This is a genomic window from Pseudomonas sp. GW821-FHT05H12 (assembly GCF_059419385.1).
Genome location: NZ_JBWKRS010000026.1, coordinates 38,480 through 51,631, shown reverse-complemented (window position 1 = coordinate 51,631; position 13,152 = coordinate 38,480). Strand labels below are relative to the sequence as shown.

The following is a 13,152-nucleotide window of genomic DNA, read 5'->3' as shown; positions in this document are numbered from 1 at the left end:
CTCCCCCCCCCCCCCCCCCCCCCCCCCCCCGGCTCCTACAAGGGATTGCGGTGTCAGTGCACCACCCAGCTCAGCAGCCACAACCCCAGCATCAACCAGATGATCCCCATGATGATCGACGCCCGCATGAACGCGCGCACGGCCGAATACAGCAGCATCAGGCCGATGATCAGGGTAAGGATGCTAATGATCGAGGTGTCCATGTCCAACGTGCGCGACAGGCCTTCGATAAAGTTGCCGCCGGCGTGGGTCAAGGCACCGAACAAACCGCTGAGCCCGTCGACGATAAAGCGGATGACGGAACCGAGCGCCTGGCCCAACCATTCGAAGAAGCTTTCTACCTGCATATGTGTGTCCTGATGAGAAGGTGGGCGTATCTGTGCCTTTGGTTGTTAATGCGACAGGCTAGTTCCCTACCAGCATAGAGGTTTGAAGGTTTAAACATGGGTTTCCTTTATCGCGGGTGTACTCGGTCCAATGTGGGAGCTGGCTTGTCGAAACGTCGCACCGCAGCGAAGGCGGTGGAGCGGTGACACATCTGCCAACTGTCTCACCGCCACCGCCACCGCCACCGCTATCGCCGGCAAGCCGGCTCCTACGGGTTTTGCGCTGGGCCTTGGGCATTGTGATGTTGATCATTGCCCTGCTGTGGCTCGCCGACCGCATCTGGCCCTTGCCCTTGCCCAAGGACGACCTGGCCCGGGTGGTACTCGCCGAGGATGGCACGCCGTTATGGCGGTTTGCCGATGCCAACGGCGTGTGGCGCTACCCGATTCAAACAAGTGAAGTCTCACCCTATTACCTCGACGCGCTGCTGACCTACGAAGACCGCTGGTTCTACCAGCACCCCGGGGTAAACCCGCTGGCGCTGGTGCGGGCGACGTGGCAGAACCTCACCGGCGCACGGGTGGTGTCGGGCGGTAGCACCTTGTCGATGCAGGTGGCGCGGCTGCTGGACCCACATTCGCGCACCTTCCACGGCAAGTTGCGCCAGTTGTGGCGCACCGCGCAGTTGGAGTGGTACCTGTCCAAGGACGAGATCCTCAACCTGTACCTCAACCGCGCACCGTTCGGCGGCACCTTGCAGGGCGTGGCCGCGGCCAGTTGGGCATACCTGGGCAAATCCCCGTCCCAACTGACCCACGCCGAAGCTGCCTTGCTCGCCGTATTGCCCCAAGGCCCCAGCCGCCTGCGCCCGGACCGTCACCCCCAGCGCGCCCAGGAAGCTCGCGACAAAGTGCTGCGCCGTCTCGCCGAATTTCAGGTGTGGCCGCAGTCAGCCGTCGATGAAGCCCTGGAGGAACCGCTGCTGCTCGCGCCCCGCCTGGAGCCGAGCCTGGCGCCGTTGCTGGCCCGGCGCCTGAACCGCCCCGACAGTCCGCCGTTGATCCGCACTACCCTGGACGCCACCCTGCAACGCCGTCTTGAAGACCTGCTGCTGGGCTGGCGGGCGCGTCTGCCGGAGCACACCTCGGCCGCGATCCTGGTGGTGGAAGAAGAGAGCATGGCCGTACGGGCTTACCTGGGCTCGGTGGACATCAACGACGCCAAGCGCTTTGGCCATGTGGACATGGTCAGCGCCCTACGCTCACCTGGGTCGACTTTGAAGCCGTTCCTGTACGGCATGGCCCTGGACGACGGGCTGATCCACTCCGAATCCCTGTTACAGGACGTGCCCCGGCGCTATGGCGATTACCGGCCGGGCAACTTCTCCATGGGCTTCAGCGGTGCGGTGCCGGCGAGTACGACATTGTCCAGCTCGCTGAACCTGCCGGCCGTGCAGTTGCTGGAAGCCTACGGGCCGAAGCGGTTTGCCGCGCAGATGCGCATCGGTGGCGTGCCGTTGGCCTTGCCGGCGCTGGCCGAGCCCAACCTGGCGCTGATCCTCGGCGGTGCCGGCAGCCGCCTGGAAGACCTGGTGAGTGGCTACAGTGCCTTCGCGCGGGACGGCAAGAGCGCGACGATTCGTTTGCAGCCCGACGATGTACTGCGCGAGCGCCCGATGCTGTCGCCGGGGGCGGCGTGGATTGTGCGGCGCATCCTCAGCGGCCAGGCCCGGCCCGACCGTGACCCTCGTGCCGAATTGGTGCAGCGCCCGGTGCTGGCCTGGAAAACCGGTACCAGCTATGGCTTTAGGGATGCCTGGGCGATTGGCGTGGGGCCGCGTTACCTGATCGGTGTGTGGATCGGCCGCCCGGACGGCACACCGGTGCCCGGCCAGTTCGGCCTGGCCTCGGCGGCGCCGTTGATGTTGCAGGTGCATGACGTGCTGACCAACCGCGACAGCCAGCGCGGCATCAGTGCCCCGGTTAAGCCGGTGCCGGCCAATGTCGGCGTGGCGGCGATCTGTTGGCCGCTGGGCCAGCCCATGAGCCGCTCCGACCCCAACTGCCGCCGCCAGCGCTTCGCCTGGACGCTGGACAACACCACGCCGCCAACCCTGCAGGCGCTGGATCAGCCGTTGAGCGTGGGGTTGATGGAGCCTGTCTGGGTCAATGCGAAGGGCTTGCGGGTCGATGCCAGTTGCCCGGGAGCGTCGCTCAAAAATATCGCCCTCTGGCCCGCGCCCTTGGAACCATGGCTGCCCAGGATCGAACGTCGCGAAGCCCGTATTCCGGCCGCTGATCCCGACTGCCCGCCACCGGCGTTGGCGGCGTCTTCACCCCTGTCGATCGTCGGCGTGCGTGAGGGCGATCAACTGCGGTTGCCAGCGGGTAGCCAGCAAGCACTGCGCCTGAAGCTTTCCGCACTGGGGGGCAGTGGGCGGCGTTGGTGGTTCCTCAATGGCGCGCCGTTGGGGGACAGTGCTAACCAGGATTTTATCAACACCAGTTTCGAGCAATTGGGGCGTTATCAATTGAGTGTGCTGGATGAGGCTGGCCAAACTGCCCGGCTGGAGTTCAGCGTCGTCGATTAGATCGCTATCGCGGGCAAGCCCGCTCCCACATTTTGACCGTGTGAACCCAATCAACTGTGGGAGCGGGCTTGCCCGCGATGGCGGCCTAAAGGTTCACTTGCCTTCAACGCCCATCCCCCCGAAGCTATACACCTTCAGGAGCCCCCGCATGAACCTCGAACACCTCACCGAACGCCTGCACCGCATCCGCGATAACAACGACTGGAAGCCATTTCACAGCCCGAAAAACCTGGCCATGGCTGCCAGTGTGGAAATGGCCGAGCTGGTGGAGATTTTCCAGTGGTTGACCGAAGACCAGTCGCGCCAGTTGCCCGCTGACAAACTGGCCCACGCCGGCCAGGAAGTCGGCGATATCGTGCTGTACCTGCTGTTGCTGTGCAGTGAGTTGGGCCTGGACATGAATGAGGTGGTGCGCGCCAAGTTGGCCGACAGCGAACGGCGGTTCTCCCATGAGTGATCGTCATTTCGACCAGTTGGCCACGCGTTTTGCCGAGAAGATCTACGGCGGCGCCAAGGGGGCTATCCGCCTCGCGGTGCTCCAGGCTGACCTGACTGAAGCGTTGCCGGCGCGTCCGTTGCGTGTGCTGGATATCGGCGCGGGCCTGGGGCACATGTCATTGTGGCTGGCCGAGCAGGGCCACCAGGTGACCCTGGCCGAGCCCGCCGAGCCGATGCTCGAAGGCGCGCGCCAACGGTTCGCCGACGCCGGGCAGACCGCCACGTTTATTCACGCACCCTGGCAAGACCTGCTCGGCCAGCTCACCGAACCCTACGACCTGGTGCTGTGCCACGCCGTGCTGGAATGGCTGGCTGAACCCCACGCGATCCTGCCGGTGCTGCACCAACTCACGGTGCCCGGGGGCTGGCTGTCGCTGGCGTTCTACAATCGTGATGCGTTGATTTATCGCAACCTGCTCAAAGGCCACTTCCGCAAAATGCGCAAGAACGACATGGCCGGCGAGAAGCAGAGCCTCACGCCGCAACAACCGCTCGACCCACGCGAGCTGGCGGCGCAACTCGAAGGGCTTTGGCAGGTCGAAAGCCAAAGTGGCGTGCGGGTGTTCCACGACTATATGCCGGTGGAATTCCAGGCCCGCGCCGATTTGCAGGACCTTTTGGAGATGGAACTCGCTCACCGTCGTCACCCAAGCTTTGCCGGACTTGGGCGTTATTTGCACTGGATCTGCCGTCCGGTTTAAGCGGCCCAGTCTGCGGAGGTCGAAATGCGTCGTCTCTGTTTGATCCTGTTGTCCCTGGGGTTGGGCGCCTGTTCCAGCCCCAACCCATATGTTGCTGCTTCGGCGCCGATCCCACCGGCGCCGGCCCAGGCGGCGAATACCTTCGATGCCAGCGCTTATCCGGCGCCGGTGCGTGACTACGGCGCCTACCGCAATTGGGCCTGGCTCAACGGCCAGTTGCCGGCGGGCTCGGCCTGGGCCGACTCGGCACAGATTGCCGAGGCGGTCAGCGGCGCTCTGGACCAACGCGGCCTGCGCCCCCTGCATGACAAGCGTGCGCCGGACCTGTTGGTCAGCGCCGACGTGCGCCTGGAGAAACGCCTCAAGCAAGTCCAGGACGACTATGGCTACGGGTATGGCGGCTATAACCGCTATGGCAACGGCTACGGCATGTACAACTCGGTGCCGGTGGTGCGTACCTATGAAGTGACGGTGGCGGTGGTGCGGGTCAACCTGTTCGATGCGCGCAACGGCCAGCCCGTGTGGAGCACCAGCGCGGAGACCACCAGCCAGGGCAGCCTCAGCGAGCGCGCCGACTCCCTGCGCGAGGCCGTGCAGAAGGCAATGACGGCCTACCCGCCCAGTTAACCGCTATTCTCATCTCAAGAACGCCTCGTTTTTTGGAGAACAACCATGCTTCGTCGCATCGCTGCACTTGCTGTCGTTGTATTGCTGGGCGGCTGCCAGACCAATCAGGTCAACCATGACTTTGACGCCAGCCGCGACTTCGGCGCCTACCGCAGCTGGGCCTGGAAAGACCCGGCGCTGCAATATCGCCCGGATGACCCGCGAATCAAGAGTGACCTTACCGAACAACGCATCCGCGAGGCCGTGGGCGAGCAACTCGACCAGCGCGGCCTGCGCCCCGCAGCACCGGGTACCAAGGCTGACGTGAACGTGCAGGCCTACCTGATCGTCGAAGACCGCCAGCAACAGGTCACCACCAACTACGGCGGCGCCTGGGGCGGCCCGTGGAACGGCTATTGGGGTGGCCCGATGTACAACGAAACGCGCAACATCACCTACAAAGTGGCCACCATCCAGATCGACCTGCTCGACGGCAAGGACGGCAAGCTGGTGTGGCGTGGCAGTGACGAGCAGATGATGAGCAGCACGCCGAACCCTCAGGACCGCAGCAACGCCATTCGCACTACGGTGAGTCGGATCCTCTCCACCTACCCACCCCACTAAAACCCTGAAGCTCCCTTGTGGAAGCAGGCTAGTGTGGGAGCTGGCTTGCCTGCGATGCGGGCACCTCGGTCTTTCAGGTAGACCGAGGTGATGCCATCGCTGGCAAGCCAGCTCCTACAGGGGGCTGTTGTGTCTGTAAAATCGTCATCACCCCTGCCTAGCCTTGACTACACTTCATTGCACCTACGGAGAGTAAGCGCCAAAGGAGTGCTCGATGTCTCCCCGACTTCGTTCCAGGCAACGTGGTGCAATTGGCCTGATGGCGGCGGGTACCTTGGCGCTTGCCTTGATATTCATGCTGTTGGCGGTCGACAGCGGGCGGTTGTACCTCGAAAAGCGCAAGGTGCAATCCATCGCCGACACCTCGGCGCTGGAGGCCGCAGGCCTGGGCGGGCAATGCGGCAGCAGCAGCACCGCCAATGCCTATGCCGTGCAAAATGCCAAGCGCAACGGTTTTACCCTGGTGGCCGGCGACAACAGCCGCACGCTGGTGGTGACCTGCGGCACCCTTGCCACCAACGCCAGCAACCTGCGTGTGTTTACCGCCGATGCCACCAAGAACGACGCGATCCGCGTGGTGGCCTCGCGTACGGTGATGACCAGCATCGCCAATGGCATCCTGAACTTGTTCCACGGTAAAACGTTCAACGCGCAGACCATTCTGAGTGCTACCGCCGTGGCGGCCCAGGCACCGCCGGTCGCGCAACTGACCATCCGCAGCAGCCTGGCCACGGTCGACTCCACGAAATCGCCACTGCTGAATTTCACCTTCGGCAATTTGCTCGGCGGCAGCCTGTCGCTGACGGCCGCGGGTTGGAACGGGATCGTGTCTACCAACGTCAACCTGCTCGGTTACCTGGACCAGCTGGCCATCCGACTTAACGTGACGGCGGGCGATTACACCGCGCTGCTGGCGGCCAAAGCCTCCGCCACGGACCTGATTCATGCGACGGTGATGCTGCTGCAAAAGAACGGTGCCGCGGCCACGGCGGTCATCAACAACGTACTGGCGCTGGAAGCTATCGCCCCCAATACCCAACTGCTGACCGTGGGCAGCTTGCTGAACGTGGCCACCGGCACGCCGATTGCGGCCTTGAACTCCACGGTGCAGCTGTTCCAACTGCTGGAGGCGGTGGCGCAACTGTCCAGCAGCAAGAGCGCGGTGAGCGCGGCGGTTCAACTCAATATCCCCCTCGTGGGCAATGTCTCGATCCAGACCAAGGTGATCGAACCGCCGCAACTCTCGGCGATTGGCAACCCCGCACTGGCCAAGGCCGGGCTGGCCAAGACACCGCCGACCGATCAGATTTTCGTGCGCACGGCACAAGTGCGCACCCTGGTGGTGGTACAGGCACCGGTGCTCAAGCTGGTGTCGGGGGTGGCCTCGATCCTGACCGGTCTCGCCACGCCCGTGTCGAAGGTGGTGGGTGGTCTGCTGAACCTGAATATTCCTGCGGTGGTCGGGGGTGTCCTGTGCCTGGTGGCGTGCAACGTCACGGACGTGGATATCACCCAGTCCCTGTCCATCTACATCGAGGCCGCCAGCGCCGAGAGCCACGTGACGGATTTCAGTTGTGCCACACCGGCCACCAAGTCGTTGACGGTGCAGGCCACTACCGCCGTCGCCACGTTGGGCGTAGGTTATGTGGACCCTGTATCGGCGTTTTCGTCCTCGGCGCCGGTCAATGTTCAGCCGGTCAGGCTGATCGACTTTGGCGAACACTATTGCATCGTGCTGACCTTGATCTGCGGCCCACGCACGGCCGGGGTAGGGGGCGGCTTGAACTTGAAAGCGTTGTCCACCATCGGCCAGCAAACCAGCCCCTTGCTGTTTCTACCGGTGGCTGAAATGAATGCGACACCGACGTATAAGAGCCCTCCCGGCACAGCGAATATCATCAACAGTCTGGGCGCCACGCTGTCGGGCCTGCAGGTGACTTACGTGCCGCCCACCGGCAGTACGCCCAACAGTGGCAACGCGACGGTGGCCAACGCGTTGACCACCATCATCTCGTCGTTGGTGGGGCTGATCCAGAATGTGCTGGCACCGGTGCTCGACCCCATCGTCAACACGCTGCTTTCGGCCTTGGGCATCAGCCTGGGCAACGCTGAAGTCGGGGCCAACCTCACCTGCCATATGGGCCGCGCTTACCTGGTGATCTAGGCGGCGCTTATCGGCAGTTCCACGCAGAACCGGGCGCCGTGCTCGCCGTTGCTGACACTCAGGCGTCCGCCCATGTTTTCCACGATGCCGTAGCTCACCGACAAGCCCAATCCGGTGCCCACGCCAATCGGCTTGGTGGTGAAGAACGGCTCGAAAATCCGCTCCAGCAGACGCGGGTCGATGCCGCCACCGTTGTCCTCGACCCAAATGCGCACATGGCGGCTGTCATGCTCGGTGTGAACGGCGATCCAGGGGTTCAAACCGGGATTTTTTTCCCGCTGGCTCAGCAGGGCATCGCGGGCATTGACCATCAGGTTGATCAGCACCTGTTCAAGCTGGTCCGCGTAGCCGATAACCTTCACCGAGAAGTCCGCAGGCGTCAGGCGCACTTCCACACCCTTGCCACGCAAGCCTTCGCTGAGCAGCGACAGCGTACCTTCCACGGCCTGCGCCGGGTCGAAAGGCTGCTGTTCGATTTCCGAGCGGCGGCCGAACACACGCATATGGTCCACCACCTTCGCGGCCCGTTGCACTTGGGCATCGATGCGCTGGAGCTTTTCGGTGAGGTAGTCGATCTGGGCGTCGCCGTTGCTCAAGCGCTTGAGCACGTTGACGATGGCCATGCGCATCACGTTCAACGGTTGGTTGATCTCGTGGGCCAGGCCGGTGGCCATTTCGCCAAGGGTGGCCATCTTGGCGCTTTGGGTCAGTTGTTGCTGGGAGCGGCGCACTTCGGTGTTGTCCCGGCCAACGGCTTGCACTTCTACCAGGGTGCCGCTTTCATCGAACACCCCACGGTCCGACCACACCCACCAGGCATGCTCGCGCCCCGGCAATTGCAGGCTGATTTCGGCGGTGCTCACGGGGAATTCCGGGGTCAGTTGGCTGATGCGCTGCACAAAGGCGTGCCGCTGTTCGGTCGACAGCCATTCCCCCAGGTTCACCCCCGGCAGTTGCGCCGGCAGGCATTCCAGGTAATTGGCAAGGGGCGTGTTGCCGAACGTCAGGGTCAGGTCGGGCCGGTAGCGGCAGATCATCGCCGGGGAGTCTTCCACGAGGATGCGGTAGCGTTCCTCGCTCTGCTTGACCTGTTCGGCCGCCAGTGTCGCTTCGGTGACGTCCAGCCACAGGCCGACCGCTTCCACCGGCAGGCCGAGGTCGTCGCGCAGCAGCTTGGCCTCGTCGAGCAGCCAGTGGTAGTGGCCCTGTTTATCGCGGACCCGGTAGCGACTGCGCACGGTGCCTTCGCGCAGCAGTTGGCGGGTGCGTTCGAAATACAGTTCGCGGTCTTCGGGGTGGATCAGCAATGCCAGCGCGACCCCGTCGCACTCGGCCAGCGTCCAGCCCAGCAGCGGCAGCAGGCTGTCGCTGAAGAACACCGGTTGCAGCGCCCCGTTGACGTAGCGCTGCACATAGATCACGGCAGGGGAGCTGGCGATCACGTTATCCAGACGCGCATGGGCGGCGGCGGCTTGCAGTTGCTGGTTCTTGATGTCGCTGATGTCGAGCATGAAGCCGATCCAGCGACGATTGTCGCCCACGCCGAGCACCTGGCCCTGTACGCGGTACCAGACAGGGTGCTCGGTATCGCTGCGTTGCAGGCGCACGCTGGTGAGCAAGGGTTTGCCCAAGGCTTGCAGGTCATGCAGGCGACTGCCGAGTTCCTGGCGGTCGGCGGGGTGGATCAGTTCCAGCCATAAGTCGAGGGGCTGGCGAGTGGGGCCGTCGTCCTGGCTCAGGCTGCGTTGCAGTTGCGGGGCCAGTTGAATCTCCTGGGTGGCCGGCAACAGCTCCCACCAACCGGTGCCGAGCAGACCTTGCAAGGCTTCGACACGCTCCAGTTGCTGGTGGTGACGCTGCTCACGCAACCGGCTCAGCAGGGGGGCGGCGAGGGCGGCGGTGAGGTTCAGCCAGTCCCGTTCGCTGGTCTGGGATTGGCTGTTGTAGAACCCGCACAGCAACCAGGCGGCCACGCCTTGGCCATCGCGGTAAGGCACCAGGAAACCGTCGGCATTGCCGAACACGCTGTGCAGGCGCGGGTTGTCGTTGTGGCCCCGGGCGATGTCCAGGCTCAGGGGGGCATTGCCGTTGACGCTGTCCAGGCTGGTGCCCAGGCGTTGTGCGGTTTGCCACAGCGTAGGGGCGTCGTGGGCGGCGTACTGGCCGTAGATGCGCCAACCCTGGTCGTCATCGTCGAGCAACGCCAGGGCAATGCAGGGGATGCGCCAGCGTTGGGCCACGCTGGCCAAGTGTTCGTTGAGCACCTCCGGCAGGCGGCTGAGGGTGCAGACCCGCAACTGTTCGCTCATCTGGCAGGCCAACTGGTGGTTCTGCTCACGGTGCTGGGCCAACTGGCGGCCGGCCAACAGGTCGCTGACGTCGAGCAGGCGTAGGGTCCAGTGGTCGCCATCGGGCTCGATCCAGCCACGGGTGTGCAGGGTTTGGCCGGCGATGCCCTGGAAGTCGAGGTCCAGGCCATGGCGTTGCCAGTCGACAGGTTGGCCTTCAATGCTCAGCGCGCTGTTGGCACGCAGTAAGCTGTGCAAAGGCGGCGTGGCGTTGTGGGTCAGGTGTTGGGCGAGCTGCGTGCGCAAGGTGCCGGTGATGCTCAGCACATGGCCCTGAGCGTCCAGTTGCAGTTGCAGGCCATTGAACGCTGGGGGCGTCGCATCGAAAGGCAGCGGGCTGCTGCGGCCCAGCAAACGCCCGAGCAGCTTATCCCCCGGGGTCAAAACTGAAGGCTCGACGTGGCGGAGAGGTAAGTCGGCAGTTTGGGCACTGCGCCTATGCCGGGCAGCACCAGCACCGGCAACACGGACGTGAGGCTGGAGGAGGGGTAACTGATCGTCACCGTCAGGGTGGTGCCGACGTAGGTCGCATTCACGTAGCTGGGCAGGAATTTGAACGAAGCGGGAATCCAGTTCAGTTGCGCCAGGGTGGCGGCCTGGGCGCGTTGCGTCACCAGGCCTGAGTAGCCGACGGTGGCAGGGTCCAGTGACACGCTGCGGCGCACGCCTTCGGCGGCCGCCTGGTGGAACGACTGCATCAGCAGCAACGGCAGGCTATAGCTGACCAGTCCGTAGAACACGGCAAAAAAGATCACGAACACCAGGGCGAACTCTATCGCCGCGGCACCTTTTTGCTTGCGGGGGAGGCTTGTTTGCATGACCGCGTCTACCCTGACGGCTACTACTTGATATCAGCATAGAATCATTCAGCGAAAAGGGATGTTTTTTACGTGACCCAAGGCTTGGTAATCCTGCTCTGGTTGGTGCTGTGCTCAGTGCAAGACATTCGACAGCGGCAAATCGCCAACGGGTTGACGCTGGGCGTCGGCCTGGTCGCGCTGATCTATCTGCTGTGGATGGGGGGCACCTGGATCGGAGCCCCGGCCGGTGAGGGCGGCTGGGCCTTTGCCCTGGCGCTGCTGCTGGGCTTGCCGGGCTATGTATTGGGGCGCTTTGGCGCCGGTGATGTAAAGCTGCTGGCCGCGCTGGCACTGGCGACTAACCCCGACTATTTGCTGTGGTCGCTGATCGGGGCCGCCGTGGCAATGGGCGCATGGGTCGTTGTGGGTCAAAGGCTTAGCACGCGTGTTGCGCCTGGGCCCGATCAGGCGCCAACAAAGCAGCCGTTTGCACCCTATTTACTGACAGGTTTTGCCTTGTACTGGCTTTGGATCCATTAGTCGCAGAAGGCCTCTATCGCTATGTACATAGTCGGAAAGTAGGTCTACGTTTATTGAGTAGATGTATAGGATTCTTCGTCAGAAGGGATAGGTCAAACTTTTGGCTTGCCAGGCATGGAGTAGCGCGTGAACAAGCTTACGTCAGCAGTGAAAGTGCTCGTGGTCGACGACCAGCCGTTGATCGTTGAAGAGCTCTGTGAGTTTCTTGAAGGCAACGGCTACCGTTGCGTGCCCTGTGAGTCCAGCCGGCACGCCTTGAAGCGTTTCAGCGAAGACACCGAGATTGGACTGGTGCTGTGCGACCTGCACATGCCGGACATGGACGGTATCGAGCTGGTGCAAGCCCTGCAGCGGGTGGCCGGCAAGCAGCGTGCGTTCGAGGCGATCATGCTCACCGGCCGCGCTGACAAGCAGGACGTGATCAAGGCCCTGCGTGCGGGCATCTCCGATTACTATCAAAAGCCGATCAACCTCGATGAACTGCTCGAAGGCCTGCAGCGCCAGGAAGCGGCCTTGGAGGAGCGGCAGAAGGAGCTGCAACTGGGGCACTTGAACCAGAAATTGCAGTACCTGTCCGAGTCCATCAACGACCTGTACCAGGACCTCGACAAAGTCCGTCGCAGCCCTGCGCAGGACACCGATGGCGATACTTCGGCAGACGACGCAGTGCCGCTTGAAATTCCGACGATCTTCAACCAGCTGTCACCTCGGCAGTTGGATGTTGCGAGGCTTGTGGGCAAGGGCCAGACCAACTACCAGATCGCCTGTGAACTGGGGATCACCGAAAACACCGTGAAACTCTATGTGTCCCAGGTGTTGCGTTTGACCCACATGCATAACCGCACCCAGCTCGCGTTGGCGCTATCACCGAGCAATTCGGCCATGCGCCAGCGGGTCACCGCCCATTGAAGTGGCCGAGGTGAGGGAGCGTGCTCCCCTCGCCTCGTCATTTGCTGGAACCGCTTCCTGACTTGCCCCCGGTGCCAGTCTCAAAAAACTCCGGAATCGGATGCTTGTTGCTGTCCAGCCAACGCTTGAACGCCTGGTCGCGCTCAGTCGGGCTCACCTTTTGCGGGATGCTCGAGGCTGCGCGACCGCTCACCTGCAACGTCATCCAGTTTTCGGTCTCGGCCTGCTGCGGGGACGAGGGGCCGGGCTCGATGGCTTGGGCCATCAACGGCAGCAGGGCCAGGCAGGCGAGGTAGTGGGCTTTCATCTTCAACTCCCTATTTCACGGTGGCTGGCAGCGCATCGCTGACGGCGGCCACTTGGTCCTTGGGTTTACGCGCTACCGCCTTGCTCGACGTCTTGAGCTTCTGGGCCCGAACCTGTGCATTGTTCACCTGTTCCGGGCTCAGGCTCAGTTGGCTGACGAGTTGCGCGGCTTGCCCCCAGTTGTCCTGGTAGATCAACAGGGTCATCAGGTTGACGGCGGCCAGTTGGTCGCTCGGCTTGAGCTCCATGGCCGTGAGGAATTCGAAGCGGGCGTCCTCCAGGCGCAACTGGTCGAGGTACACCACCCCCAGGTCATTGCGGATTTTTTCGTTGGTCGGGGCCAACTGCGCCGCCCGTTGCATGTGGGCCAGGGCCTGGTCGTTGCTGCCCCTGGCCGACGCCAGCTGGCCCAGGCCATGCTCGCCTTCGGCAGCCAGGCAAGTGCCCACCAGGCTGCGGTACATCGGCTCGGCCTCGCTGCGGCCCAACAAGCGCGCGGCCCGGGCCTTGCGCAGGCGCACCTGGGGCAGTGCATCGGGCAGGCTTTGCAGGTTGGCCAGGCTGGCGTGCAGCTTGCCTTCGTTGGCCATGTCATCGGCCAGGTTCAGCGCCAGCTCCTGCTCGGCGCTGGGCTTGGAACAACTGGTCGAGCCGCTCAGCGCGGCCCAGGGTGTTTGGCCGTTGGTGGCACAGCCGCCAAGCATCAACAGGCTCAGTGCGCCGATCAGTAGTTTCATCA

The 13,152-nt window shown here is 63.4% G+C and carries 13 protein-coding genes; 8 read left to right on the top strand and 5 right to left on the bottom strand.

The genetic code is table 11. The annotated features are described in order from the left end of the window. Positions 1–53 precede the first annotated feature (53 nt). Positions 54–347 carry a hypothetical protein gene (locus AC07SU_RS21425; RefSeq protein ID WP_494998161.1) on the bottom strand — a complete coding sequence of 98 codons (294 nt, stop codon included), beginning with the start codon at positions 345–347 and terminating at the stop codon, positions 54–56. Positions 348–604: 257 nt separating this feature from the next. Here AC07SU_RS21425 and pbpC point away from each other — a divergent pair, with 257 nt between their 5' ends. The 6 genes from pbpC (at position 605) to AC07SU_RS21395 (ending at position 7,510) form a co-directional block, all read left to right on the top strand. Next, positions 605–2,917: a peptidoglycan glycosyltransferase PbpC gene (pbpC, locus tag AC07SU_RS21420; protein WP_494998160.1), complete on the top strand. Its 2,313-nt coding sequence runs from the start codon at positions 605–607 to the stop codon at positions 2,915–2,917. 148 nt (positions 2,918–3,065) lie between these two features. Then, positions 3,066–3,374, top strand: a complete 309-nt coding sequence (locus AC07SU_RS21415; protein WP_176999429.1) for a MazG-like family protein — start codon at positions 3,066–3,068, stop codon at positions 3,372–3,374. Further along, positions 3,367–4,116, top strand: coding sequence for a methyltransferase (locus tag AC07SU_RS21410; RefSeq protein ID WP_494998159.1), 750 nt, complete (start codon positions 3,367–3,369; stop codon positions 4,114–4,116). Before AC07SU_RS21415 ends, AC07SU_RS21410 begins: the two co-directional genes overlap by 8 nt. A gap of 24 nt (positions 4,117–4,140) precedes the next feature. Then, positions 4,141–4,743 (top strand): DUF4136 domain-containing protein, encoded by a 603-nt coding sequence (locus tag AC07SU_RS21405; protein ID WP_176999427.1) that lies wholly within the window; start codon positions 4,141–4,143, stop codon positions 4,741–4,743. Positions 4,744–4,788: 45 nt separating this feature from the next. Continuing rightward, on the top strand, positions 4,789–5,346 hold the full coding sequence (locus tag AC07SU_RS21400; protein ID WP_494998158.1) for a DUF4136 domain-containing protein: 558 nt from the start codon (positions 4,789–4,791) through the stop codon (positions 5,344–5,346). 214 nt (positions 5,347–5,560) lie between these two features. Further along, complete coding sequence (locus AC07SU_RS21395) at positions 5,561–7,510, top strand: pilus assembly protein TadG-related protein (protein ID WP_494998157.1); 1,950 nt, start codon at positions 5,561–5,563, stop codon at positions 7,508–7,510. Here AC07SU_RS21395 and AC07SU_RS21390 read toward each other — a convergent pair. Further along, on the bottom strand, positions 7,507–10,242 hold the full coding sequence (locus tag AC07SU_RS21390; RefSeq protein WP_494998156.1) for an ATP-binding protein: 2,736 nt from the start codon (positions 10,240–10,242) through the stop codon (positions 7,507–7,509). The two genes, AC07SU_RS21395 and AC07SU_RS21390, sit on opposite strands and share 4 nt — an antisense overlap. Beyond that, positions 10,239–10,676 carry a TadE/TadG family type IV pilus assembly protein gene (locus AC07SU_RS21385; protein WP_176999423.1) on the bottom strand — a complete coding sequence of 146 codons (438 nt, stop codon included), beginning with the start codon at positions 10,674–10,676 and terminating at the stop codon, positions 10,239–10,241. The genes AC07SU_RS21390 and AC07SU_RS21385 overlap by 4 nt, the downstream gene beginning before the upstream one ends. A gap of 72 nt (positions 10,677–10,748) precedes the next feature. On the opposite strand from AC07SU_RS21385, the gene AC07SU_RS21380 reads away from it, so the two are divergent. After that, a complete protein-coding gene (locus AC07SU_RS21380) occupies positions 10,749–11,198 on the top strand; it encodes a prepilin peptidase (RefSeq protein WP_494998155.1) in 450 nt (149 codons plus the stop codon). 126 nt (positions 11,199–11,324) lie between these two features. After that, positions 11,325–12,107, top strand: coding sequence for a response regulator (locus tag AC07SU_RS21375; protein WP_176999421.1), 783 nt, complete (start codon positions 11,325–11,327; stop codon positions 12,105–12,107). A gap of 37 nt (positions 12,108–12,144) precedes the next feature. Here AC07SU_RS21375 and AC07SU_RS21370 read toward each other — a convergent pair whose 3' ends face one another. Both AC07SU_RS21370 and AC07SU_RS21365 read right to left on the bottom strand, forming a co-directional pair. Beyond that, on the bottom strand, positions 12,145–12,414 hold the full coding sequence (locus tag AC07SU_RS21370; RefSeq protein ID WP_176999420.1) for a DUF3613 domain-containing protein: 270 nt from the start codon (positions 12,412–12,414) through the stop codon (positions 12,145–12,147). Between the two features lie 10 nt (positions 12,415–12,424). Then, positions 12,425–13,150, bottom strand: a complete 726-nt coding sequence (locus AC07SU_RS21365; protein WP_176999419.1) for a tetratricopeptide repeat protein — start codon at positions 13,148–13,150, stop codon at positions 12,425–12,427. Positions 13,151–13,152 lie beyond the last annotated feature (2 nt).